Genomic DNA, 26,224 nt, shown 5'->3' with positions numbered 1-26,224 from the left:
CATGCTGCTGGACAGACAAGGAAGCGGACGGCGGTGGCGGATCCGCCCCGACGGTCCGGGCAAAGTGACGGGCGGACTCGCCTATCTGACCGATATGGCCGCGCCTGGCATGCTGATCGGACTCGTGCTGCGCAGCCCGCATCCCCACGCGCTGATTCTGGACATCCGCACCGAGAACGCGAAGCGGGTACCCGGGGTGCGGGCCGTGCTGACGCACGAAGACGTCCCGGGGTTAAACGCCTTCGGGATCGCGCGGCAAGACCAGCCGGTCTTCTGTTTCGACCGGGTCCGCTACGTCGGCGACGCAGTGGCGGCCGTGGCGGCGGATACGCTGGAAGCGGCTGAACGGGCTCTGTCGCTCATCGAAGTCGATTACGCGGAGCAGCCGGTGCTGGACAGCCCGGAGAAGGCGCTGGCCGAAGGCGCGCCTCTCCTGCATCCCTGCGGCAACGAGCTGCATCGGACCGATTACCGGCTGGGCGATCCGGAACAGTGGTTCAAGGCGTGCACCGTCATCGTCGAAGAGACGTACGTGACGCCGCGCCAGATGCACACTTACATGGAAACCGAAGGCGGGCTGTTCGTGCCGGAGCCGGACGGGCGCCTTACCGTCTATTCGCCGACGCAGCACGGTTTCATGGACCGGTTGCAGCTTTCCCGCGTTCTGGGCCGGCCGCAGTCCGACATCCGCGTCGTCTCGAGCCCGATCGGCGGGTCGTTCGGAGGCAAGGACGAGCTGAACGTTCAACCTTATGGAGCTTTGCTCGCGCTGGCCGCGGGGAAACCGGTCAAAATCCACAATTCGCGCAAGGAATCGGTGAGGGCGGGGCTGAAACGGCATCCGATGGTCATCTCCATGAAAACCGGGGCCGACGCCGAAGGACGCATTCTCGCCCACCGCGTCAAAATCGTGGCCGATACCGGCCCGTACGCGACGTTAGGAGCGGAGGTGCTGAACTTCGCCACCGAGCACGTCATCGGTCCGTACCGGATCCCGAATGTCGACGTAGATAGCGTCTCCGTATATACGAACAATGGGATGTCCGGCGAATTCCGGGGCTTCGGGGGCAATCAGGCGATCTTCGCCCTGGAGGGTCAGATCGACCGGATTGCCGGACGGCTCGGCATCGATCCGTGGGAGCTGCGCCGCCGCAACATGCGGCAGCCGGACGATCCGGGGCCGCTGGGTCAGCCGATCGCGCCGACGGAAGGAGCGGCCCAAGTATGGCAGGCACTGGCCGAGAGTCCGCTTTGGCGGGAGAGATCGCAAGGCGTACCGGAGGACGACCGGGAGCGCGAGCACTGGATCAAAACCGGCATCGGAGCGGCTTATATCATGCATGGCGCGGGGCTCGGCGTCGGCATTCCCGACCCGGCCGGCGGACGGCTGGTCCTGGCGGAGGACGGCAAAATCGAAGCCGTCTTCGGCTACGAGGAATTCGGCCAGGGGCTGATCGCCACGCTCGAGCTGATGATGATGGAAACGTTCGGCTTCGAGGCGGAAGACGTGCGTATCGTGATCGGAGACACCGACGTCGTGCCCGACAGCGGCTCGAGCACCGCTTCCCGGGCGACCAGCATGCTCTGGAAGTCCGTGCAGAACATGAAAGGACCGTTCACGGAAAGCCTGCTCTCCGCCGCTGCCGATTTGACGGGCAATCCGGCCGATCAACTACGGCTCGGCCCGGGCGGCGTTTACGCGATGCCGGAGCCGGACGCGGCTTCCGGCAACGACGCCGGCTCCATGCTGCTCTCATACGCCGAACTGGCGTCGCGGACCACGGAGCCGATCCGCGCCGAAACCGCCTTCCATTTTCCGACGACCTCGTCAAAACGAATCGGCGCGCATTTCTTGTACACCTACAGCGCCGTTGCCGCGAAGGTGGAGGTCGACACTTTGACCGGCCGCGTCCGCCTGCTCGACCAGTATCACGCCGTAGCCGCCGGTCCGGTGATGAATCCGCAAGGGTATCTCGGGCAGATCGAAGGCGGCAGCAGCATGGCTCTCGGATGGACGCTCACCGAAGAAGCGCTTATGGCCGGCGGCAGGTATTTGACGAACAACCTGGATACGTATTTGATTCCTACGGTCGCCGAACACGCCGGAAACGTCGCCGTAAGGCCGATCGAAGAATTGCCGGAAGGAGACGCTTACGGGCCCCGGGGCATCGGGGAGATTGGCTCGGTCGGGCTCGCTCCCGCCATCGCGGCGGCGGTCCGGGACGCGGTCGGCGTCTGGGTGCGCAAGCTGCCCATCGATCCCCGGGAGCTTCAGGATATTCCCCATTTCGCGAGGAAGGCGGTGCTGCAACATGATCGATAATCGTACGGAACTTGCCCCTGCCCAAAGCCGGCTGACGCTTCGGGTGAACGGCGCGGCATGCGAGATCGCAGCCCCGCCCTCCACGCGTCTTCTCCAAGTGATCCGGGAGTTTATCGGTCTCACCGGGACCAAACGCTCCTGCGAAATCGGAAGGTGCGGCGCTTGCATGGTTCTGGTCGACGGCGAACCGGTGAACGCCTGCCTGGCAATGGCTTATCAAGTTCAGGGGGCGGAAATCACCACGATCGAGGGAATAGCTTCGGGAACGGAACTGCATCCCGTCCAGCGGGCGTTCCTCGAAGAAGGCGGGTTCCAGTGCGGCTATTGCACCCCTGGAATGGTGCTGTCGGTGAAGGCGCTTCTGGACAGAAGCCCGGATCCGTCGGACGAAGAGGTCGAAGAAGCGCTGTCCGGCAACCTGTGCCGATGCACGGGATACGGCGGCATCCGGCGGGCCGTCCGCCGGGCGATCGAATTAGGGAGGTAGTGCCATGGAAGCGCGCAATCACGACAAGCATATCGGCTATCTGCTTCATTGCGTAGAGGTGTCCAAGAGGGCGAGAGCGTCGGGCAATACGCCTTTCGGCTGCATTCTCGTCGACGAGGAAGGAACGGTGCTCCTGGAGCAGGGCAACGTGGAGATGACGGAACACGACTGCACGGGCCACGCCGAGACGACTCTGATGGCGCGGGCTTCCCGGCTGTTTTCCAAGGAGAAGCTGTGGAAATGCACGCTGTATACGACGGCGGAGCCTTGCGCGATGTGCGCCGGGTCGATTTATTGGGGACATGTCGGAAAGGTCGTTTACGGCATTTCGGAAAAAAGGCTGGCGGAGCTTACGGGCGACGACGAACAGAACCTGACGCTCGACCTCTCCTGCCGGACGGTATTCGCGAGCGGCCGCAAGCCCATCGTCGTGATCGGCCCGTTCCCGGAGGTGGAAGCGGAAGTCGTCGCCGTTCACGCGGGGTTCTGGTCATGAGGGTTCGGCTGCAGGAGCTTCTGTCGATGGACCGGACGGAATTCGTTCGGTTGCTGGGCGGCGTGTTCGAACATTCTCCATGGGTGGCCGAACGGGCGTGGGGGAGAAGGCCTTTCGCGTCGGTTCGGGAATTGCTCGCCGCGATGGTAGAAATCGTGCGCGGCGCATCGGACGGGGAGGTGCTGGCGCTCATCCGCGCCCATCCCGATCTGGCGACGCGGCTGGGCATCGCGAGCTTGACGGCCTGCTCGGCCCGGGAACAGCAGGGGGCGGGCCTCGACCGGTTGACCCCGGAGGAATTCGAGGCTTTCTCCTCGCTGAATGCGGCATATAAAGAACGTTTCGGCTTCCCGTTTATTTACGCCGTCCGGGGGAAAAGCAAGGACGACATCCTGACCGCGATGCGGGAACGATTCGGCCACTCCCCGGAGGAGGAGCGACGGGAGGCACTGGAACAGATCGGGCGGATCGCCGGCTTCCGGCTTGCCGATCTGGTCGCCGAGTAGCCCCGGCCGTCGGTGCGCCCAACTACGGAAAAGAAAGTCACAAAAGGGGAGGATTTATATGCAACTGGATAGCGGACGCACGCTTTATTACGGCAAAGGCGACGTACTGACCTACCGGACTTACGCTTCGCCGCTTCGTGCGGCAGCCATCCCGGAATCCGCCTACACCGGGGATCCCAATGTCATTTTCGCCCATAACGTCAAATTTTCCGTCAGCGGCGAGGCGCTTCTCCCCTCATTTACCGAAGGGGACAACTCTCTCGTCGTGGCGACGGATTCGATGAAAAATTTCATTCTGAGAAATGCGGCGGATTTCGAGGGCAGCACGACGGAAGGCTTCTTGCGCTTCGTTGCCGAACGTTTCTTCGCGAGGTACCCGCATATTTCGGAGATTTCGATAGAAGCCGACCGGCTGACGTTTCTGCCTCTGCAGGTCCCGGCCGGCGGCGGGGAGTTCGCGGTCAGCCCGCTCGTGTACCGCAGGTCGCATAATGAACATGCGGGGGCGAGCATTCGAATGAAGCGGGAAAGGGAAACCGTCGCCATTGTCTCGCACCGATCCGTTCTGAAGGACCTGCAGCTCATCAAAGTCAGCGGCAGCTCGTTCTACGGCTTCGTCCGGGACGAATATACGACGCTTCCGGACAGCTACGACCGGCCGCTCTTCATTTTCCTAGACATCTATTGGACTTATACGGACATCGCGCACGCGCTGGACGGCAGCACCGGGAAATACGCCGCCGCGGAACAGATCCGAGATATCGCCCATGCCGTTTTCCATGAACGCAACACGCCTTCGATCCAGCATTTGATTTGGCAAATCGGCCTTCGCGTGCTGGAGCGGTTTCCGCAGCTAGCTGGCGTCGGGTTCGAGTCGAATAACCGGACCTGGGAGACGGTGGTCGAACCCGTCGGCTCATTGCGGGCGGGCGTCTACACGGAGCCGAGGCCGCCTTATGGCTTCCAGGGCTTCACGGTGACGCGCGCGGACCTGGAGTCGGCCGGCCGGCCGGGAGGCGCGTCATGAACGGGCGCCTGACGACGCACGTGCTGGACGTTTCGAAGGGCAAACCCGCTGCGGGGCTTCGTCTGCAGCTGTTCGCGCGGGATGAGGAAGGTGCGGCCGTCTTGCTCCGGGATGCCCGCACGAACGAGGAAGGACGGCTCGTCGAGCCGTTGCTGGACGGTTCGGATTTTCGCGAGGGATTATACGAGATCCTATTCTGGGCGGGCGAATATTTCGCCGGCGGGGATGCGGGGGGAGGCGGGAACGGGAGCGAACGTTTCCTCGATCTGATCCCCGTTCGGTTTCGGGTATGCGATGCGGCGGTCCATTACCATGTACCTCTCCTCGTCGCGCCGGGCGGATACAGTACGTACCGGGGGAGCTAAGAGAGCGGTTATTCTTGAAATACACATGGACATTAGCAGAGTTAAGATGAACGTCGCGGGGCGATGCGGTCGGCACGCTCGCAAGGAGGGATGACCATGCGCTACGACATGATCGTAACGGGCGGCGACGTTGTGCTGCCGGACGGCGTGCGCAAGCTCGATATCGGTATTCGCGGGGGCAAAATCGCGGCCATCGAAGCGCGGATCGCGCCGGAAGAGAGCGCCGAAGTATTCCATGCCGATGGTAAAACCGTGCTCCCCGGCATGATCGACGTGCACGTGCACTTCAATGAACCGAATTTAGGGCATTGGGAAGGCTTCGAGTCCGGCTCCGCGGCACTCGCGGCCGGCGGCTGCACCGCTTATTTGGATATGCCGCTTAACGGCAATCCTCCGACGGTAAGCGTCGAAGCTTTCCGCCAGAAAGCTGAGCTCGCTGCGGGCCGATCGACCATCGATTACGGGTTCTGGGGCGGGCTGGTCCCCGGCAACCTTGAACAGCTCGAACGGTTGGCCCGAGCCGGCGCGGCGGCGTTCAAAGCCTTCCTCTCCGATCCGGGAGGCGAAGGCGAGGGCCGCTTCCGCCAAGTGGACGACTGGACGCTGTATCAAGGGATGAAGCGGATCGCCGCCTTCGGCGGACTGCTCGCGCTGCACGCGGAGAGCGACGCCCTCACGGCCGGGCTGGCTGCGGAGGCCAGGATCGCCGGATGCACGGATGCCCGCGGCTTCGCCGCGTCCCGTCCGGTCGTCGCGGAGACGGAAGCGGTCGCCAAAGCGTTGCTGTACGCCCGGGACACCGGCTGCCGGCTTCATCTGGTCCATATCAGCAGCGCGGATGCCGTGGAAATGATCGCCGAAGCCAAGCTGAAAGGCGTGGATGTGACGCTGGAAACTTGCCCTCATTATTTGATGCTGACCGAGGATGACATGGAGCGGATCGGACCTGCGGCCAAATGCGCACCTCCGCTGCGCAGCGCAGACCAGAGGGAACGACTGTGGCGCCTGCTGGCCGAAGGACATCTCGACATGGTCGCTTCCGACCATTCGCCCAGTCCGCCGGAGCTGAAGCGTACCGGTCCGGATCGGACATTCTTCGACGCCTGGGGAGGCATCTCGGGAGCGCAAAGCAGCCTGGAACTGCTCCTCCACGAAGGCGTGTTGACTCGGAAGCTGCCGCTGTCCCGCCTCGCCGATCTGATCGCGGGCGCGCCGGCCCGGCGTTTCGGGCTGCAAGGCGCGAAAGGCTCGATCGCCGTCGGTTTGGACGCCGATCTTGCCGTCGTAGACCTGAATCGCTCCTATGTACTGGAGAAGGAGCACCTGTTCTACCGCCACCCGGTCAGTCCTTATATCGGCATGACGCTGAACGCCCGGGTGGCAGCCACGATCTGCCGCGGCCGGACCGTATACACGTCCGAGGCCGGAATTACGGCGCCGGGAGGCGGGGAGCCGCTCATGCCGGTTTCGTTATCGTTGACTCCGGGGCTGGCGACCTAGCCTGACGAAAGGAGACGAGCATCATGAACGCGGAAACGGACAGAGCGTCTTACGTGACGCGGCTGCTGGAAGACTTGGGCTCGATCGGCGTCGAGCGCGGCGGGGGGATCACCCGGCTGCTCTACTCGGAATCGTGGAGACAGGCGCAAGCGTTCCTCGCGGACGTGATGGCGGAAGCCGGCCTGGAAGTGCGGTTCGACCGCGTCGGAAACTTGTTCGGCAGGCTGGAGGGAACGTCTCCGGACGCGCCCGTCATCCTGACCGGCTCGCACGTGGATACCGTCCGCTCGGGCGGTAAATACGACGGCGCATACGGAATCGCGGCCTCCCTATCCGCCGTGCTGTCGCTGAAAGAACGGTACGGAAAACCGAAGCGCTCTCTGGAGGTCGTCTCGTTCTGCGAGGAGGAAGGCAGCCGGTTCCCGCTCGCTTATTGGGGATCGGGCAGCGTGAGCGGCATTCTGTCGCCGGAGCTCGCGGATACGGCCGAAGATCCGGATGGCGTGCTGCTCGGAGACGCGATGAAGGAAGCGGGGTTCGGACGCGAGGACCAACCGGACCCCCGTCGCCGCGACATCGGGGCGTTCCTCGAAGTCCACGTAGAACAGGGTGTCATACTCGAAAGGACGGGAGAGCGCGTCGGCATCGTGGAGACGATCGCGGGGCAGCGGCGTTATATCCTGACGGTGGAAGGAGAAGCGAACCACGCCGGGACGACGCCGATGTCCATGAGGCAGGACGCGCTCGCCGCCGCCGCGGAAATGATCCAGATGCTGGAGAAGGCGGCCGTCCGGGCCGGGGAACCGCTTGTGGCGACGGTCGGCAGAATGAAGATCGCGCCGAATATTCCCAACGTCATCCCGGGAACCGTGGAATTCACCCTGGACATCCGCCATCTGTCGGAAACCTTACTGACGGGCTTCTGCGAGGCCGTGCTGGGCAAATGCCGCAGCATTGCCGTTCGCCGCGGCCTAGCGCTCCGCGTGCAGACGGCGCTGCAATCCCGCCCCGTGCCGATGGATCCGTTATTGACGGGACGGCTGGAGCGGATTTGCCGCGAGCGGGGCTTGGCGTACCGTCGGATGATGAGCGGAGCCGGGCATGACGCCCAATCGTTCTCTTCGCTATGTCCCACCGCGATGCTGTTCGTGCCGAGCCGCGCGGGCATCAGCCATTCGCCGGAGGAATACACGGCGCCGGAGCACTTGGAGACGGGTCTTGACATCCTGACCGAAATGCTGCACGAGCTTGCCTACGAAGATCCCCTGTGAGGAACCGATACGACATGATCTTATGCATGGACAGGACACACCTTCGGGGCGATAAGCGTATCGCCGGTTTGGTCCGAGCGTAACACGCCCCGCGCATTGGAATCCTGCTCTCTCATTCAGGAAGCCCGGGACTTGAGCGTCCCGGGCTTCCGTTCATTCCTCGATCTAGACCCCCCTCGGGCTCCCGCCGCCGTTACCCTCACGGCCCTTCCGCCGGGAAGCCGCACGATTCATAAATCGAAACGGGAACGCTTTAGGGTCTAAGGTCTGCGTTCTTCTGGGCCGTCTCGACGGTATTGATCAATAACTGGGAGGTAAGGTACGATGTAGGGGTGCTGACTCCGTCATCCATTCTCATCCTTCTATGGCTCGCGGTCATGGCCTCGATCGTCCAGTCCGCCTGCAAGGCTCATTTCGGTCGGCATCTTTCCGATGAATTGGACATTCTCGTATACACGGAGGCCCGCATGAAAGCGATGAAGAAGAAGTTCGCAGGATTCCACCCGGTCGCTTGGGTGCTGATTTTCGGCACGTTTCTGTCGCGCACCGGTTTCTTTATGACGATTCCGTTCCTCGGGATCTACCTCGGGAAGATCAAAGGCATCGATCCGGGCACGACGGGGGCGATTCTCGGCGTCAGCTTTCTGGTCGGGACGCTCAGCAGCTTCATCGGCGGGGCATTATCCGACCGTTTCGGGAGATACCCGGTCATGGTGCTGTCCATGGCGGCGTGGTGCCTCGTTTTTCTCGGTTTCGCGTTCGCGGATTCGGTTCCGGTCTTTTTCGTGCTGAGCGCCTTGAACGGCTTATTCCGAAACGTATTCGAACCGGCCGCCAGAGCGCTGCTCACCGACGTGACCCCCGCCGAACGGCGAGCCGATGCGTTTGGCGCCCGGCACTTCGCCATCAACATCGGAGGCGCCGTCGGCCCGCTGATCGGACTCAAGCTGGGCGTCGGAGGGTCGTCGTCTCTCGTTCCTTTCCTGACGAGCGCCGGCATTTTCGCTTTGTACGCCCTGGTTCTCGTGGCCATGACGATCCGATTCAAGCAGAAGCCTTCGGAGAAATCGGCCGCAACCCCCATCAAGCAGATGGTGCGAATCGTGTTCACGGACAAGGTGTTCCTCTATTTTCTGCTCGGCAACTTGTTCGTCGCCGGCGCTTACTCCCATTTGGACACCACGCTCTCGCAATACATCGGCCACGACCGGGTCGAGACGTATTCCGTCCTGTTCATGGTCAATTCCTTGTCGGTGCTGGCATTCCAATATCCGCTCGCGAGGCTGATGAAACGCATCCCGTCCCTGCAGTCGTTAAAGCTGGGGTGTCTCCTGTTCGGCCTCGGCTTGTTCGGTTTCGGTTATTTCGATCAGGCGGCGCTCCTGGCCCTCTCGATGGTCGTCTTCACCATCGGCGAAATCCTCTGCTTCGTCGTGGGAGACGTCCTGATCGGGGAAATCGCGCCCGAACATCTGAGAGGGGCCTACTACGGCGCGAGCGGGTTCGCTTTTCTCGGGCAGAGCGTCATGTCCTGGGTCGGCGGTCTCATGCTGCAAACGATCGGGTTCGATCGGGGGCCGCTCATTTTCGCGATTCTCATGCTGCTGTCGTTCGTCGCGTATCCGTTTTTCCAACGGGGCCAATCGTTGCTTCGCAAGCGGGAGACCCGCAAGGCAGGGCATCCGGAACAACAAGATCTTTCGGCAAGTTTATCTTGAAAAACGAGGATGTCGCGCGACGGGCATCCGTTCGTACTTCCACCATAGAGCGGCTCCTGCCGCGCCTGCGTCGCCTTCCAGTTGAGCCCTGTCAAACGCGACTTGGTTCACCATCTCAGGTATGCCGTATTTGCGCAAGGTTTCCATCATCGGGGCCAATAGAAGGTCTCCGATTTCGGTTACGCCGCCCCCCAGAATCACTTTGTTGGGATTGGCCAGATGAATGATTGAGACCAGCCCCATTCCCAAGGCGGAGCCCGCATCGGCCAGCACATTCCTTGCATAGTCATCGCCTTCCTCAGCCGCAGCGGCAACATGCTGCGCGGTTAGCCGCTCCGCTTCAAAGCCGGCCTTCCGGAGGATGGCCGACGTTCTCGGGTCGCCGCCGCGAACGTCCTCCCGAACGCGCCTTGCAATCGCGCTGCCCGATGCATACAGCTCGACGCAGCCCCGGTTGCCGCAAGGGCATGGAGGTCCGTTCCGGTCGATGCTGATATGGCCGAGCTCCCCGGCGCTGCCGGAGGAGCCGAGAATCAACCGCCCGCCGCTGACGATGCCGCCGCCGATTCCGGTCGACACCGTCACGAAGACGACATCCTCCGATCCCGCGCCTGCGCCTGCCAGCCATTCGCCGAGCGCGGCGGCGTTGGCATCGTTCAGGACACGGACGGGGCAGCGGAACCGTTCCTCCAGCAATCGCCCGATCGGAACGTTCTTCCACCCCAAATTGGTGGCAAGGACCACCGTTCCTTGATCCGGATCGAGAACGCCGGCGACGGCAATTCCGATGCCCCGGATCGCCGCTTTACCCGCTTCAGGGGCATGCCGCGAAAGCAAGGAATCCGCCATGGAGATCAACCGGTCGATGACGTCTTCGACGCCCCGTTCCGCCATCGTAGGCTGCAGCGTTCTGGCGACGATCGTTCCGTTCCCGTCTACGAGTGCCGCAAGCATTTTGGTTCCGCCCAAATCGATGCCTAGATAAAGCTCGTTCATGGTGTGTGAAACCTCTTTTCTCAGCTGATTCATCAACCGGCCGATCGCTTGATCGATCGGATCCGTTCCGGGTCGATCCGGCCGCTTGCCAAGCCGTTCTCCCGAACTCCTCTGCCGAAATGCACTTCTTTCACGCCGGTCTGCAGGAGAAAACCGGGAAGGCTCTCCGCCGTCAATCCGCTTCCGGCGAGCAGGCGGATCGGAGCATGTTCCAAACGTCCCGCCAAATGACGAATCGTATCCGCGGCTTCAAGCGCGCTTGCCTGGCCTCCGGAAGTCAGAATGCGGTCGATGGCGGGGAAGGACAGTAGATCGTCCAACGCTTCGTCCAGATTCCTCGTATCGTCGAAGGCTCGGTGAAAGGTGACGGAGAGTCCGCCGGATTCCGCCAATAGCCGTTTGAGCGCTTCTTGATTCACGCGGCCTTCCTCCGTCAGGACGCCAAGCACGATTCCCGCGGCTCCCGCCCGGAGGACCGCCCGAATATCCTTGACCATCACACGCAGGTCGTCCCGGTCGTAGACAAACGTGCGGCTATGCGGCCGGATCATGACGTGTACGGGAACGGGCGAGGAGCTTGCGGCCTCTTCGATCAGTCCGAGGCTCGGAGTCAAGCCGCCCTCCGTCAGCCCGGTCACCAGTTCGATCCGGTCGGCCCCTCCCGCCGCGGCTCTCACGATATCGTCCATGCAGGTTGCAATAACCTCCAGAAGCATATGTTTTTCGACTCCGTTTCGAAGACCTGTAATCTCTAGGGGATGCGCAGCTTGAAGACGGTTTGGTTCTGGCCCACGATCCGGTTGTTGTCGTTGCGGATGCCGACGGGCGCAAGGGTGTACAGCCGATCGATCGTCTCCTGGTTGCCGTATCCGATCTGCTCCAGAATGGACGCCGCGATGAGCGGCCATTCGTCTTCGGAACCGTCCAGCACCTTGAGAGCAAACGCGAGCCGCTCCTTCTTGAGTCCGAAGCAGTAGACCCCTTTGGCCCCTCCTTTGGCCACGATGTTCGAATCCGCGAGCAGAGCGGAACAGATGCGTCCGGTTCCCGCAACCATCTCGGGATGCTTGTTCATCCGGCGAACGATGGTTTGCGCGGCCGCGCGGATTTCGGGGTTCGCGATCAGGTCCGGGCAGGCGAGCTTCAAGCAGGCCGTCGCGAGAGCGCGCAGCGGAAGGGCGAATACCGGAAAGCCGCAGCCGTCGGTTCCGACGACGATGTTCTCCTTCGGAAAATGCGCGAGGTAGGCGAGCGTTTCCAGAATCTCTTGCTGAGCCGGATGCTCCGGATTTCCATACTCTTCAACCGAATACCCCATCGTTTTGCACAAAGCCAGAATGCCAAGATGCTTGCCGGAGCAGTTGTGGTAAATCGATCTTTTGGGCATGCGATCGCGCAGCAGCGCTTCGGTCGCATACGCGCTGAGAGGGTAGGTCGGATGACAAATCAACTGTTCTTCCGTAATCCCGATTTTCAGCATGATCGACTCCAAAGCTTGCACGTGGCAAGGCTCCGCTCTGTGGGAACCGACGAGAATGGCCCCTTCCGCATCCGTCATACCGAAGCGGGTGTCGGCGCCGTGACGGACGACCGGGATCGCCTGAAACGGCTTCGCCGCCGACCTGAGAAAGGAGACGGCTTCCGGATCCCCTGCGGCGTAGCGGATTTCGCCTTTGTCATTGACGCCGCAAATATGCCCGGAATGGACGCATTCTACAATGCCTCCGCGATATTCCTTGACGAGCGTCACAGCTTCCATGCCCGATCCCTCCGCAACGTTATCGGTTTTCATGCAGTCCTCGATCCAGCCGCTGTTGGAGCACGAGCTTGGCGGCTCCGATCATGACCGATTTCCCGCCCAGCTCCGAACGTTTCAATTCAAAGGTTCCGGCGAACGGTTCCCCGATGAAGTCCCGGACTTTGCCGAGCACCGTCTCGAACGCTCCGGGGTTCGTATCGATGAAGTCTCCCGTCAGAATAATGCTGTCCGGGTTGTAGGAGCAGACGACGCTGTTGACCGCGATGGCGGCATAGGTGCAGGCGCGGTCGATGATGTTGAACGCCCACGCTTCGCCGGCGTTCATCAGCTCGAACAGCTCGTTTACGCCGGATACCGGCTTGATTTGGCTGGCCTCCTGGAGCATGGCCACGTCGGTTATATACGTCTGGAGGCAGCCTCTCTTGCCGCACTCGCACAGCTTACCGTTCGGATCGACGGTGGCGTGCCCGATCTCTCCCGCCATGTTGCCTGCGCCCCGATAAATTTTACCTTCCATGATCAAGGCCGATCCGAGGCCGCTCCCGATGCTGATCAGCGCGGTTTTCCCGTGATCCGGCATGGAGCCGGCGCTGCTTTCGCCGAGAGCCTTGACCTTCAAATCGTTGTCCAGTACGACAGGAAGGCCGAGCTTCTCTTCCAGGAGCGATGCGAACCTTTCGTTTCTCCAGCCCAGCTGGGCGGAGAAGACGACGATCCCGCCTTGCGTATCGACGATTCCCGGCATCCCGACGCCGACGCCGATGAGCTTGGAAGGCGGCATTCCTTGCGCTTCCGCGAGCTGCGCGACCATGCCGGCAATCAGGACGGCAACCGCTTCCGGCTGCGCGCTTGGCCGGTCGATCGACTGATGCCGCTCTGCCACGACTTTGCCGTCCAAGTCGATCAGGCCGGCCAGGACGACATTCCGGTCCACCTCCACTCCGACCGAAAGAATCGATTGCGGATCGATATCCAGCAGGGTTGCTTTACGTCCGACGCCCGAGGAAGTTTGATCCGTCTCCTTGACCAATCCGATGTCCATGAGTTCGCCTACGATGCGTCCGGCCGATGTGGCGCTCAATTGGGTCCGTTTGGCGAGTTCCGCCCTCGAAATGGGGCGGTGCTTCCGGATCATCTCCAGGATCAACATCTGATTTTTTTTCTTGATGTACTCCTGATCGCGTTTTTCGGAGGAAATGAGAAACACCAGCCCTTCCAGAATAGTACCAAGGTGTTAATAATCAACATGAAAATATGGCAGATTCACCAATGAATTTGGATTTCGATCGGTTTTTTTTCGATAGGACTAGTCTAATTAGTAACATCATGTTATAAAATATACAATGGTTTGATTTGAGGTGTCAATGATGGCAAAGAGGGGAACGAACGTCGTGAGCCGATTCGGTTATGAAGGGAACCGCTTTGTTTATCGGGATCAGGCGGTACGGATTCTATCCGGCGCGGTGCATTATTTCCGGATCGTGCCCGAGTACTGGATGGATCGGCTTCGGAAATTGAAGGCCTGCGGGTTGAATACGGTGGAAACCTACATCCCCTGGAACTTCCACGAGCCTGAACCGGGGCGATTCCGGTTTGACGGTATGGCGGACGTGGAAAAGTTTATCCAAACAGCGGGTGAGCTCGGGCTTCATGTCATCGTCCGTCCCAGTCCTTATATTTGCGCGGAGTGGGAGTTCGGCGGTTTGCCCGCATGGCTGCTGGCCGATTCGGACATGCAGCTGCGGTGCGCTTATCCGCCGTTCCTGCAAAGAGTGGACGCCTATTACGACGTGCTTATGCCCAAGCTCAACCCGTTGCTCTGCACGAAAGGCGGTCCTATCATCGCGGTACAGATCGAGAACGAATACGGCAGCTACGGCAACGACCCGGCTTATTTGGAGCATCTGAAGCAAGGAATGATCGACCGGGGGATCGACGTATTGCTTTTCACTTCCGACGGTCCCACCGATTCCCTGCTCCAGGGGGGCACGATTCCGGGGGTACTGGCAACGGCCAATTTCGGCTCGAATCCCGGTTCTTCCTTTGCCAAGCTGCGGGAATACCAGCAAGATACGCCTCTCATGTGCACGGAATATTGGAACGGATGGTTCGATCATTGGGGCAAACCGCACCATACCCGGGATGCCGCCGATGCCGCCGCCGTTCTGGATGAGATGCTGAAGGCGGATGCATCGGTCAATTTCTACATGTTCCACGGGGGCACGAATTTCGGGTTTTACAACGGCGCCAACTGCCAGCAGCCCGATTCGTACGAACCGACGGTGACAAGCTACGACTATGACGCGTTGTTGGATGAGAGCGGCGAGCCGACGGCCAAGTTTCATGCCGTACGCGAAGCGATTGCCCGTTATGCGGACATAGGCGAACTGGAGCTGCCGCCTCCCATCGGGCGGAAAGCGTACGGACGGGTCGCATTGGAAGAGCGGGCCGGATTGTTCGGCAACCTGGATGCGCTTTCGTCCCCGGTCCGATCGGTGACCCCGCTTCCGATGGAGAAGGTCGGTCAACATTACGGGTTCATTCTTTATTCGACCCGGATTTCCGGACCCCGGCCGGCGGATGAGCTCTGCATCCAGGACGTGAGAGACCGCGCGCTTGTCTTTCTCGACGGCGAGCTTCTGGGGGTGATCGAACGTTCCCCTGCGGCTCAATCGGTGTCTTTTGCCGTTCCTCCCGGAGGGGCGCGGCTTGACATCCTCGTGGAGAATTTGGGCCGAATCAACTACGGCCCTTTCCTTAAGGACCGGAAAGGCATCACGGAAGGGGTCCGGTTCGGGTTTCAATTTCTGTTCGATTGGACGATCCGTCCGCTTCCGCTCGAGGATGTAGCCGCGTTGACGTTCGAACGGAACGGCACGCAAGCCGGGCCCGCGTTTTACAGGGGGACGTTCCGGGCGGACGAGTGCGTGGACACGTTCCTCGACATGGACGGCTGGACCAAAGGGGTCGTGTATATCAACGGTTTTAACCTGGGGCGGTACTGGAACAAAGGACCGCAGAGAACGCTTTATGTCCCGGCTCCTCTGCTCCGACAGGGCGATAACGAGATCGTCGTGCTGGAATTGCATGGAATGAAGGACGCATCGGTGGCGTTGACGGATAACCCGATTCTGGATTCAATAGGCGGAGGTACAAACGGATGAAACTCGGACTCAGCACTTACAGCCTGCAAGGAGCGCTCGACCGCAAGGAAATGTCCGTCGTCGACGTCATTCATTGGACGGCGGAGCAAGGCGGCGAGCATGTGGAAATCGTGCCGCTCGGTTACGACCTGGTCGGGAATCCCGAACTGGCGGAAGAGATCGTGAAGGCGGCCAAAGCGGCGAAAATCGAAATCTCGGGCTATTCGATCGGGGCTAACTTCGCCAAAGAGGACCCGGCGGAGTTCGAGAAAGAGGTCGCCGCCGTCATGCGCCATGTCGATGTCGCGCACGCGCTCGGCGTGAAGCGGATGAGGCACGACGTTGCATTCCGCAAAACGGAGGAGGCATCGATCGAACAATTCGAGCGGGATTTGCCCGCTCTCGTGGACGCCTGCCGCCGGATTGCCGATTATGCGAGCGCATTCGGAATCACGACGAGCGTGGAAAACCATGGTTATTATGTTCAGGCGAGCGACCGCGTCCGGCGGCTCGTTCATGAAGTGAACCGCCCCAATTTCCGAACGACGCTCGATATCGGCAATTTTATGTGCGTGGACGAAGACCCGTTAAGCGCGGTGAAGAACAATGCGCCTTTGGCATCGATGGTTCACGTGAAAGATTTTTACCGCAGGCCCGCCTCGTACAACCCGGGCGAAGGGTGGTTCCGTTCGGCCTACGGCCATTACTTGCGGGGCGCGATCGCGGGCCAGGGGGATCTGCCCGTGGCCGAGCTGCTCCGGATCGTGAAGCAATCGGGTTACGACGGCTATCTCTCCGTCGAATTCGAAGGCATGGAAGATTGCCGGACCGGTTCCCGGATCGCCTTGAACAACGTCCGCCGATTGTGGGCCGAAGCGTAACAAAACGAATGGCAAAACTGAGGATCAAAAGGGGAGAATACGAAATGTCCAAGCTGAAAATCGGAGTCATCGGAACGGGTTCGATTTCCGACTCGCACCTCCAATCCTATGCGAACCATCCGGAAGCGGAAATCTATGCCGTATGCGATTTGAACGTGGAACGCGCCCGCGAGAAAGCGGCATCGTACGGCGCTTCCAAAGTTTATGCGGACTATCATGAAATGCTTGCCGATCCGCAGCTGCAAGCGGTCAGCATCTGCACGTGGAACAATACGCATGCGCCTGTAAGCATTGCCGCGTTGAAAGCCGGCAAGCATGTGCTGGTGGAGAAACCGTTGTGCAAGACGGTCGAGGAAGCGCTGCGAATCGAGGAAGCGGTCCGCGAGAGCGGATGCGTTCTCCAGGTCGGATTCGTCCGCCGATACAGCAGCACCGCCGCCATTCTGAAGGAGCTTATCGACGCGGGGGAACTTGGCGAAATCTACTATGCGAAAGCGTCGAGCCTGCGCCGGCTGGGCAATCCGGGCGGCTGGTTCGCCGACAAGGAACGCTCCGGAGGCGGGCCGCTCATCGATATCGGCGTGCATATCCTCGATATATGCTGGTATTTGATGGGCAAACCGAAAGTCCGGTCGGTGAGCGCGAATACGTACAAGCGGCTGGGCAACCGCTCGAACGTCAAAGGACTCTCGTTCTACAAAGCGGCCGACTACGATGCTTCGAAGAACGACGTCGAAGATTTGGCGAACGCGCTCATCCGCTTCGAGAACGGGGCAAGCCTCATGGTGGACGTCAGCTTCACGCTTCATGCCAAGAAAGACGAAACGTCCATCAAGCTGTACGGCGACAAAGGCGGTGCGGAGCTGGAACCGGAGCTGCTGCTTGTGTCGGAGAAGAACGATACGATTCTCAACATCACGCCGCAGGTCGATCATTCCACATTCCACTTCGCCGATTCGTTCCAGAACGAAATCAACCATTTCGTAGACAGCGCGCTCGGGCGCAAAGAGACGCTGAGCCCCGTCCGGGACGGCGTGGAAATGATGAAGATGCTCTGCGCGATTTACGAATCGGCGGAGACGGGAACGGAGATCCGGCTGTCATGAATCAGATTCCTTTGGCCAAACCGACGAAACCGCAAGCGGCATGGCAGGATCTGGAGCTCGGCATGTTCTGCCATTTCGGCCTGAACACGTTCCATAATCGAGAGTGGGGAGACGGGCAGGACTCGCCGGCTCTCTTCCGTCCCGAGTCGCTCGATGCGGGGCAATGGGCGCGAACGGCGAAGCTTGCGGGCATGAAGTATTTGATGCTGACCGCCAAGCATCACGACGGCTTCTGCTTATGGCCGACGGAGACGACGGATTATTCCGTGAAGTCGAGCCCGTGGCAAAACGGTCAAGGGGATGTCGTGAGAGAATGCGCGGAAGCTTGCCGGAAAGAGGGAATCCTTTTTGGAGTCTATCTCTCCCCATGGGACAGACATGACCCGCGGTATCCGGACCCGAAAGCGTACGACGACGTATACTGCGCCCAGCTGACGGAGCTGCTGACCGGTTACGGGCCGCTCGTCGAGATTTGGTTCGACGGCGCAGGCTCGGAAGGCAGGCAGTACGACTGGCCGCGGATCATGAATTTGGTCAAGCGGCACCAGCCGGACGCCATGGTATTCAACATGGGCGCCCCGACGGTACGCTGGGTCGGCAACGAGGACGGCTTCGCCCCTTATCCGTGCTGGAATGCGGCGGAAGCGGCACGGGTCAGCATGTTTACGAACGAGATGACGTCGTGGCTTCCGGAAACGCCGGCTTGGGTGCCGGCGGAGTGTCCGGTTCCGATCCGGGGCAACCATTGGTTCTGGCATCCGAACGACGAAACGCCGCTGCGTTCGTTGGACGAGTTGATGGATCTGTACTGCCGGTCCGTCGGTCACGGCGCGACGCTGCTTCTGAACCTGGCGCCGGACCATCGCGGGCTGCTGCCGGACGAAGAGGTCCGGCGGGTGCTCGAATTCGGTGAAGAAATCCGGCGAAGATTCGCGAAGCCGCTGGCGGAAACCGCCGGACAAGGCGACATCCTAACGCTTGAGCTGCCGGAAGAAGGGGAAATCGGACACGTGATTCTGATGGAGCAAATCGAGCATGGCGAAAGAGTTCGGGAATACGCGCTCGAGGCGATGACGGTCGAAGGATGGACCGAGATCAAGTCGGGCAGCGCGATCGGCCATAAGAAGATCGACGTTTTCCCTCCTGTGCGGACCCGTCAAATCCGGCTTCGGATCAAGCGGAGCGCAGATGTGCCGCATATCCGCTCCTTTTCCGTCTATGGGGCCGATCGATGAAATCGGAAGAGGTGAGCGCATTGAATTTGCCGATATCCGTACAGGAGGTGCTCGGCCAGGCCGAGCAACAGCTGGCCCGCCATCCCAAGCTGCTTCGGATGTTCAAGCAATGTTTTCCGAACACGTTGGAGACGACGACACGTCTGATGGACGACGGCACCGCGTTCGTATTTACCGGCGACATTCCGGCGATGTGGCTGCGGGATTCCAGTGCCCAAGTCCGGCCTTATATCCCGCTGGCGGCAAGCGACCCGGAACTGAGCCGGATCATCGAAGGGCTCGTCAAACGCCAGGTCCGCTGCATTCTGATCGATCCGTACGCGAACGCGTTTAACGAAGCGGCGAACAACAACCGGTATGAGGACGACCTGACCGAACTGGAGACGCCAAGCCCTTGGGTCTGGGAGAGGAAGTACGAGATCGATTCTCTATGCTATCCGATTCAGATCAGCTATTTGTACTGGAAGCACACCGGCAGCGTTGCCGTGTTCGACTCGGTCTACCGCGAGGCGATGCACAGGATCGTCCGATTGTGGCGAACGGAGCAGCATCATTTCGAGCAATCGCCGTACCGCTTTACCCGGGCGACGAAGCTGAAGACCGAAACGTTGCGCAACCGAGGACTGGGAATGCCGGTCAACTACACGGGAATGACGTGGTCCGGTTTTCGCCCGAGCGACGACGCCTGCACATTCGGCTATCTGATTCCGGCCAACATGTTCGCCTGCGTCGTTCTCGGCTACATGGCGGAAATCGCGGAGTCGGTGTTCAAGGACTCGGCGCTGCAAGCGGAAGCGCTGGAGCTCCGGGAAGAAATCGACCACGGCATCCGGACGTACGGCATTTACCGTCATCCGGTGTACGGGGAGATCTACGCGTATGAGACCGACGGCTTCGGAAACTACAACCTGATGGACGACGCGAACGTGCCCAGCCTGCTCTCGATCCCGTATTTGGGGTATTCGTCGAAGGACGATCCCGTCTATTTGAACACGAGAAGATTCCTATTCAGCAAGGACAATCCTTATTACTACGAGGGAAGCCATGCCAAGGGGATCGGCAGCCCCCACACCCCTCCGCAATACGTATGGCACATCAGCCTGATTATGCAGGCGCTCACCTCGGCGGACTCCGGGGAAATCGCCGAAGTCGTGCGCACCTTGATCGACACGGACGGGGATACCGGCTTCATGCACGAAGGCTTCGATGTCAACAACCCGGCCGCCTTCACCCGTTCCTGGTTTGCCTGGGCCAACACCTTATTCGGCGAATTGATCCTTACGTTGATGAAAGAAGGGCGTATCGGAGAGGTGCTTCCTTCATGACGCTCAAATGGGCGGCGCAAAAGCAGTATATTTTCGAGGAGGAACGGCCGTTTCCAAGCTGCCACGCTTCGACCCTTGCGCTGATGCCGAACGGGGACGTGCTGGCGGCCTGGTTCGGCGGTTCGTACGAGAAGGCGAGCGATGTCGCGATCTGGATGGCGCGGCGCAGCGGAGACGCGTGGTCGGCGCCGTTCAAAATCGCGGACGAAGAAGGCATTGCGCACTGGAATCCGGTCTTGTTCTCGGAGGGACGGAAGGTTTGGCTGTTCTACAAGGCGGGACATGAGATCCCGGCTTGGTTTACGCGAATCGTCCGTTCGGAAGACGGCGGGGAATCGTGGTCGGAGCCGGAGGAGCTCGTTCCCGGCGACGTCGGGGGCCGGGGGCCCGTCCGCAACAAGCCGATCCGATTGACGGACGGCACGCTGCTCGCTCCCGCCTCGGTGGAAAGGCGTATTCCGGACGAGCCGGGCAAGGAGCTATGGGAGGCGTTCGTCGACATCTCGACGGACAACGGGCGCACTTGGCACCGCAGCGCCTATGTGCCGATGGAAGGCAGCAAGCTGGTCGGAACCGTACACGGCCCCTCCAGGGGGCTGATACAACCCGCGTTATGGCCATCCGGCGGATCTCGCGTTCATATGCTGCTTCGGAGCACGGAAGGTTGCCTATTCCGCAGCGATTCCGAGGATGCCGGAAGAACCTGGTGCACCGCGTATCCGGCCGGACTGCCGAACAACAACAGCGGGATCGACGTTGCGCGTATGGAAGACGGCACGCTGGCGCTCGCGATGAACCCGGTGAGCGGCTATACGACCGACTCGCCGCGAACGCCGCTCGTGATCCTCCTCTCGCCGGACAACGGCATGAGCTGGACCGATGAGCTCGTCCTCGAGGACGGACCGGGAGAATACTCGTATCCCGCCATCGTCTCCAGGGGCAGCGAGCTGTATGTTACCTATACGTGGAAGCGGGAACGCATCGCTTTCTGGAAGCTGAGCAGCAACGTGTGAAAAGCGGGTAGGGAAGGAGTAACCGGCGATGAGGAGAAGACCCCTGGCTTTGGACGAATCCGCGCAACGTCTGATCGAGGAGAAATTCGCATACAAGCGCGCGCTCGCGGCGGCAAGGGAGAACGATCTGTTCGGCATCTTCGGCGAAACGCTGACCGAAGACGAAGCGTTGGCCTTGAAGTATTTGTACGCTTATATGCCCTTAAACGATTTGGCCGACTACGAAGGATCGCTGTTTCTCGCCCATGTCAGGCAGACGTTGCAAATTCGGAACGCCGTGCCCTGGGGAGACCGGATCCCCGATCCCTTGTTCTTTCACTTCGTGCTTCCTTACCGCGTGAACAACGAAAATATCGAGGATCATCGCTTGCGGTTATTCGAAGATATCTATCCCCGGGTGCAGGGCATGTCCATGGCGGAGGCCATTCTGGAAACGAACCACTGGTGCCATGAAAAAGCGAATTATGCGCCGAACGACCGGCGGACGGTGTCCCCGCTGACATTGATGCGAACCGCGCTCGGCCGCTGCGGGGAGCAATCGACGCTAGCCGTCGCGGCGCTCCGCAGCATCGGCATTCCCGCCAGACAGGTGTATACCCCGCGCTGGGCCCACTGCGATTCGAACCATGCCTGGGTGGAGGCATGGGAAGACGGGACCTGGCATTTTCTCGGCGCATGCGAACCGGAACCGCGGCTTGACCGGGGCTGGTTCCGTCGCCCGGCCAGGAGAGCGATGCTCGTCCATACCCGCGTGGCCGCGGATTACTCGGGTCCTGAAACGGTGACGCTGGCGCGGCCTTGGTATTCGGAGTTGAACCTGCTTCATCAATATGCCGATACGAAAGTTTTGAAGATCCGAGCGGTGGATTCGAACGGCCAGCCCGTGCAGGCCAACGTCGATATTCAGCTCTACAATTACGCCGAATTGTCGACGATCGTCCCCCTGGAAACGGATGAGACCGGCGGCGCAAGCGTCACGCTGGGCTTGGGCGATACTTGGATCTCCGCGTACGGAAGCGGCGGTTGGGGCTTTGCCAAATGCAGCGCAGGCGAGACGGGGGAAGTTATCCTTACGTTATCCAGGGAATGGCCGAACGATACGGTCATGGAGCTCGAGATGGTTCCGCCTCCCGAGCAGCCGGATGTCGAAAGCGAACTTGTCACGGAAGAGGAAAGCTCCGTTCACGAACGAAGAGTGAAGCAGGGGGCGCAAATCCGCGCGGATTACGAGGCGACGTTCCTTGGGGAGAAGGATGCCGAAGCGCTTGCCGCCGAGTGTTCCCTTCCGGCGGATCGGGTTTGCAACGCGCTGCGCAAAGCGCGGGGAAACAGCCGCGAGATCGCCGCCTATTTGCGGGAGCAGTCTCCCGTTTACGGGGAATGGTGCTTGCGCCTGCTTGAGGTGCTGAACGAGAAGGACCTTACCGATACGTTCCGCGGGACGCTGGAAGACCATCTGACCTTCTCGATGATGGAGAAAGGCGAGACCGACGACGATACGTTTGCGTTGTATCTGCTCAATCCCCGCGCCGATTTCGAAATGCTGACGCCGTATCGGGCATTTTTCCGCCGGCATTTCGGGGAGGAGCGCTTGGCCGAATATTCGGCTGATCCACACCGGTTGGCGGAGTTCCTCGAGACCGAGTTCGAAATCATCGAGGATTTGACTTTCTACAAGGGTTCGGTTACGCCCGTCGGGAGCTGCCGGCTGAAGAAGGGCGACCAGCTGGCGAGGGATATTCTGTTCGTTGCCGCCTCTCGCAGCGCAGGCATTCCCGCGCGTCTGGAGCCGAGCGACCGAAGACCGCAGTTTTGGCGCGGGGGCGCATGGCACGACGTCCGGTTCGGCAAGTCCGCCGCTGCCGCCGGACCGGGTGCCGGGAAGATTGAAACGGGCAGCGTGGCGTGGGTAAAGGACGAAGAGTCCGAGGAGCAAGCGAAGTATTTCCTTAACTTTACGTTAGCCCGTTTCGAGAACGGCGCTTATCATACCCTCCAATACGAGCGCGGCGAATCCGATGTGTTCGATCGGCCGTTCGATGTGCAAGCCGGCCGTTACCGATTGACGACGGGGGTTCGTTTGGGAGACGGATCGGCATGGGTGTGCCTTCGCTTCTTCGAAGTGAAACCGGGACAACTTGCCTCCATTCCGTTGGCTTTCCGAAAACGGCCGTCGGACTTCCCCGTCATCGGCACCGCGAATCTTCACGCCTGCGCCCAATCGCAGACGGGCGAAACGCAGCCGCTAGCCGGACTCGCCGGTCGCGCAGGGACGCTCCTGGCCTGGATCGAGCCGGACCGCGAGCCGTCGAAGCATTTGCTTCGGGAGCTGCGGGAAATGAAGGCCGAATGGGAATCCTCGGGCGTGAGCATCGTATGCTTGATCGGCGAGGCCAAATGGAACGTTTCTTCGGCTCTCTTCGATGACCGGGAGCTGCCCTCGAACCTCTGGTTCGGCAAAGAAAATCAAGCGTATGATACGCTGGCTTCCGTCGATAACACGGATTCTCCCGAGCGGGCGAAGGAGTTTCCGATCGTGTACGCGATCGATGCCGATCATCGGATACGTTACCGTTCGTCCGGATATAAGCTGGGCATTTCCAAAGAAGCCGCAGCCTTGTTTAAGGCTTTGGCACCCTAATCGCGCTTCCGAAGACGAGACCGAAACAGACGAAGTAAAGTGGAAGGGGAGGCATTCGAACATGAAAGACGAGGAACAGCTGGAAACCCAGGAAGTGGAGAACGGCGTGCATAACTTCAGCAGCGAAGAGGATTGGGTGAGGCCTGACGATCCGGTCCTGCAGGAGCGGCTGGAATGGTTCAAGGATCAGAAGCTGGGGTTCATGATGCATTGGGGGCCCTATTCCCAGCTGGGTCTGGTAGAGTCGTGGGCGCTCAGCGACGAGGACGGCGTCTGGTCGCGCGACGACATTAACTGGACCGACGACATGGAAGAATTCAAGCGGCAATACTTCGGGCTGAACAAGACGTTCAACCCGGTCCGCTTTCAGCCGGAGCTGTGGGCGGAGCTGGCCGCCGAAGGCGGGTTCAAGTATCTGATCTTCACGACCAAGCATCACGACGGGTTCTGCATGTGGGACACGCATACGACGGATTACCGGATCACCGGTCCCGATACTCCCTTCCACGCCCATCCGCGCGCGGATATTTGCAAAAACCTGTTTGACGCTTTCCGGGACAAGGGTCTGGCCATCGCCGCCTACTTCTCCAAAGCGGATTGGCACACCCCGTACTATTGGGCTCCCGGCATGGCGCGAGGCCGGCACATGTGGCGCGGCCCCTCCTACGATCCGAAGGAGTTTCCATGGTTGTGGGAGAAATTCGTGCAATTCACGCATGAGCAGATCATGGAACTGATGACGAAATACGGCCGCATCGATGTGCTGTGGCTGGATGCCGGCTGGGTCAGGGACGGCGGCAAGGTCCCGCAGGACATTCGGCTGGGCGAAGTCGTCGAACGGGCAAGAGAACGGCAGCCGTGGCTGCTGTCGGCTGACCGTACGGTCGGGGGGCCGTACGAAAATTACGTGACGCCGGAGCAGTCGATTCCGGACCGTCCGCTGAGCGTACCGTGGGAGAGCTGCATCACGATGGGCACCTCCTTCTCTTTCCGCTATGAGGATCGTTACAAGCCGACCCGCCAATTGGTGCACATCTTGCTTGAAGTGGTGGCTAAAGGCGGCAACCTGGCTTTGAACGTCGGGCCGCAGCCCGACGGACGGTTGCCGGAAGGGGCCGTCAAACGAATGAAGGAGCTCGGCGCATGGATGAAAACATACGGCGAAGCCGTCTACGGCACGCGAATCTGCGCCCCGTATTTCACCGGCTCCTGGGCATTCGCCCGCAAAGGGGATACGGTTTACGGCTCGTACCTCTACGAAAGCGAAGACGCTCCGGTAACGGAGCATGTCCATATCCCTTATCGAGAACAGGCGGCAAACGTCGAGCTGGTCGGCTTCGAAGGGAAGCTGGACCATTCCCGCACCGACAACGGAATTTCCGTCCGCCTGCCGGAATCGGAACGCAGCGGTAAGGCGCCGATCGCGCACGTGTTCCGGATCTTGACGAAATGAAATCAACAGGGGGGAATCCCATGGTGAAGCTTGCCAACAAAATCGGCGTCATTGTCGACAGCTTTGGAGTCGGGGTGCGCGAAGGGCTGTTGAAGGCCCGAAATGCGGGAGCCGAAGGCGTGCAGATTTACGCCGTGTCGGGGGAGATGGATCCGGAGGTGCTCAAGGGATCCGCTCGCAAAGAGCTGAAGGCTTACATCGAGTCGCTGGGGCTTGAAATCTCGGCGTTATGCGGGGATTTGGGCGGGCACGGCTTTCAGGACAAACGGGCGAACCCGGCAAAAATCGAGAAGTCGAAACGGATTCTGGACCTGGCGGTCGAGCTGGGCACCCGCATCGTCACCACGCATATCGGGATCGTCCCGGAGGATACGTCCGGCGAAGTGTATGCCGCGATGCAGGAAGCTTGCGAGGAGCTTGCGGTATATGCCACAAGCCTCGAAGCCTATTTCGCGATCGAGACGGGACCGGAGAGAGCCGCGCATTTGAAATCGTTTTTGGACACCCTGGGCTCGAAAGGCGTATCGGTCAATTTCGACCCGGCCAACATGGTAATGGTTACCGGCGACGATCCGGTGGAAGGTTTGATCCTCTTGAAGGATTACGTCGTCCACACCCACGTGAAGGACGGCATCCGTTATCGGGAAGTCGATCCCCGCGACGTGTACGGCGCTTTGGGATATAAGCCGATGGACCATGCGGAAATCGCCGAGATGGTCTCCTCCGGAGCTTATTTTGCCGAAGTTCCGCTGGGCGAAGGCCATGTCCAGTTCGATGATTATTTTGCCGCCATCCAGCAAATCGGTTATGCCGGCTATTTGACCATCGAGAGGGAGGTCGGCGCCGAACCGGAGGCCGACATCCGCAAAGCCGTGGAATTTATCAAGAGATACCGGTAACATCCCGTCATGGCGCGGAAAAGGAAACAATTGAAGGCTGACTAACGTCAGCTTTCTTGCTATAAAGGTAATGGGAAAAA

The 26,224-nt window shown here is 60.5% G+C and carries 22 protein-coding genes; 18 read left to right on the top strand and 4 right to left on the bottom strand.

Going from position 1 to position 26,224, the window contains the following annotated elements:
• Position 1 precedes the first annotated feature (1 nt).
• From pucD to GE107_RS21150, 9 genes are all read left to right on the top strand, one after another.
• A complete protein-coding gene (gene pucD / locus GE107_RS21190) occupies positions 2–2,323 on the top strand; it encodes a xanthine dehydrogenase subunit D (protein ID WP_219642595.1) in 2,322 nt (773 codons plus the stop codon).
• Positions 2,313–2,810, top strand: a complete 498-nt coding sequence (locus GE107_RS21185; protein ID WP_219642592.1) for a (2Fe-2S)-binding protein — start codon at positions 2,313–2,315, stop codon at positions 2,808–2,810. Before pucD ends, GE107_RS21185 begins: the two co-directional genes overlap by 11 nt.
• A gap of 4 nt (positions 2,811–2,814) precedes the next feature.
• The gene (locus GE107_RS21180) at positions 2,815–3,306 is read left to right on the top strand and encodes a nucleoside deaminase (RefSeq protein WP_219642589.1); all 492 of its coding nucleotides are present in this window, start codon (positions 2,815–2,817) and stop codon (positions 3,304–3,306) included.
• Entirely contained in the window at positions 3,303–3,812 is a 510-nt protein-coding gene (gene uraD, locus GE107_RS21175; protein WP_219642586.1) for a 2-oxo-4-hydroxy-4-carboxy-5-ureidoimidazoline decarboxylase, read from the top strand. The genes GE107_RS21180 and uraD overlap by 4 nt, the downstream gene beginning before the upstream one ends.
• A 58-nt stretch (positions 3,813–3,870) precedes the next feature.
• Positions 3,871–4,839, top strand: a complete 969-nt coding sequence (gene pucL, locus GE107_RS21170) for a factor-independent urate hydroxylase (RefSeq protein ID WP_219642582.1) — start codon at positions 3,871–3,873, stop codon at positions 4,837–4,839.
• Entirely contained in the window at positions 4,836–5,204 is a 369-nt protein-coding gene (uraH, locus tag GE107_RS21165) for a hydroxyisourate hydrolase (protein WP_219642580.1), read from the top strand. Before pucL ends, uraH begins: the two co-directional genes overlap by 4 nt.
• Positions 5,205–5,300: 96 nt before the next feature.
• Positions 5,301–6,704 carry an allantoinase gene (locus GE107_RS21160; RefSeq protein WP_255570721.1) on the top strand — a complete coding sequence of 468 codons (1,404 nt, stop codon included), beginning with the start codon at positions 5,301–5,303 and terminating at the stop codon, positions 6,702–6,704.
• 23 nt (positions 6,705–6,727) lie between these two features.
• Entirely contained in the window at positions 6,728–7,975 is a 1,248-nt protein-coding gene (gene allC / locus GE107_RS21155; RefSeq protein ID WP_219642575.1) for an allantoate deiminase, read from the top strand.
• A 467-nt stretch (positions 7,976–8,442) separates the two neighbouring features.
• Entirely contained in the window at positions 8,443–9,693 is a 1,251-nt protein-coding gene (locus tag GE107_RS21150; RefSeq protein ID WP_219642826.1) for an MDR family MFS transporter, read from the top strand.
• Here GE107_RS21150 and GE107_RS21145 read toward each other — a convergent pair.
• Genes GE107_RS21145 through GE107_RS21130 form a run of 4 tightly spaced genes read right to left on the bottom strand, consistent with a single transcriptional unit; the run spans position 9,685 to position 13,655 of the window.
• On the bottom strand, positions 9,685–10,689 hold the full coding sequence (locus GE107_RS21145; RefSeq protein WP_219642572.1) for an ROK family protein: 1,005 nt from the start codon (positions 10,687–10,689) through the stop codon (positions 9,685–9,687). The two genes, GE107_RS21150 and GE107_RS21145, sit on opposite strands and share 9 nt — an antisense overlap.
• A gap of 32 nt (positions 10,690–10,721) precedes the next feature.
• A complete protein-coding gene (locus GE107_RS21140; protein ID WP_219642570.1) occupies positions 10,722–11,405 on the bottom strand; it encodes a copper homeostasis protein CutC in 684 nt (227 codons plus the stop codon).
• Positions 11,406–11,440: 35 nt separating this feature from the next.
• The gene (locus GE107_RS21135) at positions 11,441–12,448 is read right to left on the bottom strand and encodes an asparaginase (RefSeq protein ID WP_219642567.1); all 1,008 of its coding nucleotides are present in this window, start codon (positions 12,446–12,448) and stop codon (positions 11,441–11,443) included.
• A 19-nt stretch (positions 12,449–12,467) separates the two neighbouring features.
• A complete protein-coding gene (locus tag GE107_RS21130) occupies positions 12,468–13,655 on the bottom strand; it encodes an ROK family transcriptional regulator (RefSeq protein WP_219642564.1) in 1,188 nt (395 codons plus the stop codon).
• A 184-nt stretch (positions 13,656–13,839) separates the two neighbouring features.
• Here GE107_RS21130 and GE107_RS21125 point away from each other — a divergent pair, with 184 nt between their 5' ends.
• The 9 genes from GE107_RS21125 to GE107_RS21085 all read left to right on the top strand — a co-directional run bounded on the left by GE107_RS21125 (position 13,840) and on the right by GE107_RS21085 (position 26,144).
• A complete protein-coding gene (locus tag GE107_RS21125) occupies positions 13,840–15,612 on the top strand; it encodes a glycoside hydrolase family 35 protein (RefSeq protein ID WP_219642562.1) in 1,773 nt (590 codons plus the stop codon).
• Positions 15,609–16,472 (top strand): sugar phosphate isomerase/epimerase family protein, encoded by an 864-nt coding sequence (locus GE107_RS21120; protein WP_219642559.1) that lies wholly within the window; start codon positions 15,609–15,611, stop codon positions 16,470–16,472. Before GE107_RS21125 ends, GE107_RS21120 begins: the two co-directional genes overlap by 4 nt.
• A gap of 44 nt (positions 16,473–16,516) precedes the next feature.
• Entirely contained in the window at positions 16,517–17,578 is a 1,062-nt protein-coding gene (locus GE107_RS21115) for a Gfo/Idh/MocA family protein (protein WP_219642558.1), read from the top strand.
• Complete coding sequence (locus GE107_RS21110; protein WP_219642555.1) at positions 17,575–18,813, top strand: alpha-L-fucosidase; 1,239 nt, start codon at positions 17,575–17,577, stop codon at positions 18,811–18,813. The genes GE107_RS21115 and GE107_RS21110 overlap by 4 nt, the downstream gene beginning before the upstream one ends.
• A complete protein-coding gene (locus GE107_RS21105) occupies positions 18,810–20,138 on the top strand; it encodes a glycoside hydrolase family 125 protein (RefSeq protein ID WP_219642553.1) in 1,329 nt (442 codons plus the stop codon). Before GE107_RS21110 ends, GE107_RS21105 begins: the two co-directional genes overlap by 4 nt.
• Entirely contained in the window at positions 20,135–21,151 is a 1,017-nt protein-coding gene (locus GE107_RS21100; RefSeq protein ID WP_219642550.1) for a sialidase family protein, read from the top strand. Before GE107_RS21105 ends, GE107_RS21100 begins: the two co-directional genes overlap by 4 nt.
• 28 nt (positions 21,152–21,179) lie before the next feature.
• Positions 21,180–23,792, top strand: a complete 2,613-nt coding sequence (locus GE107_RS21095) for a transglutaminase-like domain-containing protein (protein ID WP_219642547.1) — start codon at positions 21,180–21,182, stop codon at positions 23,790–23,792.
• A gap of 61 nt (positions 23,793–23,853) precedes the next feature.
• Positions 23,854–25,245, top strand: coding sequence for an alpha-L-fucosidase (locus GE107_RS21090; protein WP_219642544.1), 1,392 nt, complete (start codon positions 23,854–23,856; stop codon positions 25,243–25,245).
• Between the two features lie 20 nt (positions 25,246–25,265).
• The gene (locus tag GE107_RS21085) at positions 25,266–26,144 is read left to right on the top strand and encodes a sugar phosphate isomerase/epimerase family protein (RefSeq protein WP_219642541.1); all 879 of its coding nucleotides are present in this window, start codon (positions 25,266–25,268) and stop codon (positions 26,142–26,144) included.
• Positions 26,145–26,224: the final 80 nt, after the last annotated feature.

Source organism: Cohnella sp. CFH 77786 (genome assembly GCF_019400745.1).
GTDB lineage: Bacteria > Bacillota > Bacilli > Paenibacillales > Paenibacillaceae > Cohnella.
This window is presented reverse-complemented; position numbering and strand designations above follow the sequence as displayed.

Bases quoted from the DNA above. Each gene is read 5' to 3' on its own strand.
- pucD (WP_219642595.1), top strand. From the start codon at position 2: ATGCTGCTGGACAGACAAGGAAGCGGACGGCGGTGGCGGATCCGCCCC.
- GE107_RS21185 (WP_219642592.1), top strand. From the start codon at position 2,313: ATGATCGATAATCGTACGGAACTTGCCCCTGCCCAAAGCCGGCTGACG.
- GE107_RS21180 (WP_219642589.1), top strand. From the start codon at position 2,815: ATGGAAGCGCGCAATCACGACAAGCATATCGGCTATCTGCTTCATTGC.
- uraD (WP_219642586.1), top strand. From the start codon at position 3,303: ATGAGGGTTCGGCTGCAGGAGCTTCTGTCGATGGACCGGACGGAATTC.
- pucL (WP_219642582.1), top strand. From the start codon at position 3,871: ATGCAACTGGATAGCGGACGCACGCTTTATTACGGCAAAGGCGACGTA.
- uraH (WP_219642580.1), top strand. From the start codon at position 4,836: ATGAACGGGCGCCTGACGACGCACGTGCTGGACGTTTCGAAGGGCAAA.
- GE107_RS21160 (WP_255570721.1), top strand. From the start codon at position 5,301: ATGCGCTACGACATGATCGTAACGGGCGGCGACGTTGTGCTGCCGGAC.
- allC (WP_219642575.1), top strand. From the start codon at position 6,728: ATGAACGCGGAAACGGACAGAGCGTCTTACGTGACGCGGCTGCTGGAA.
- GE107_RS21150 (WP_219642826.1), top strand. From the start codon at position 8,443: ATGAAAGCGATGAAGAAGAAGTTCGCAGGATTCCACCCGGTCGCTTGG.
- GE107_RS21145 (WP_219642572.1), bottom strand. From the start codon at position 10,689: ATGAACGAGCTTTATCTAGGCATCGATTTGGGCGGAACCAAAATGCTT.
- GE107_RS21140 (WP_219642570.1), bottom strand. From the start codon at position 11,405: ATGCTTCTGGAGGTTATTGCAACCTGCATGGACGATATCGTGAGAGCC.
- GE107_RS21135 (WP_219642567.1), bottom strand. From the start codon at position 12,448: ATGGAAGCTGTGACGCTCGTCAAGGAATATCGCGGAGGCATTGTAGAA.
- GE107_RS21120 (WP_219642559.1), top strand. From the start codon at position 15,609: ATGAAACTCGGACTCAGCACTTACAGCCTGCAAGGAGCGCTCGACCGC.
- GE107_RS21115 (WP_219642558.1), top strand. From the start codon at position 16,517: ATGTCCAAGCTGAAAATCGGAGTCATCGGAACGGGTTCGATTTCCGAC.
- GE107_RS21110 (WP_219642555.1), top strand. From the start codon at position 17,575: ATGAATCAGATTCCTTTGGCCAAACCGACGAAACCGCAAGCGGCATGG.
- GE107_RS21105 (WP_219642553.1), top strand. From the start codon at position 18,810: ATGAAATCGGAAGAGGTGAGCGCATTGAATTTGCCGATATCCGTACAG.
- GE107_RS21100 (WP_219642550.1), top strand. From the start codon at position 20,135: ATGACGCTCAAATGGGCGGCGCAAAAGCAGTATATTTTCGAGGAGGAA.
- GE107_RS21095 (WP_219642547.1), top strand. From the start codon at position 21,180: ATGAGGAGAAGACCCCTGGCTTTGGACGAATCCGCGCAACGTCTGATC.
- GE107_RS21090 (WP_219642544.1), top strand. From the start codon at position 23,854: ATGAAAGACGAGGAACAGCTGGAAACCCAGGAAGTGGAGAACGGCGTG.
- GE107_RS21085 (WP_219642541.1), top strand. From the start codon at position 25,266: ATGGTGAAGCTTGCCAACAAAATCGGCGTCATTGTCGACAGCTTTGGA.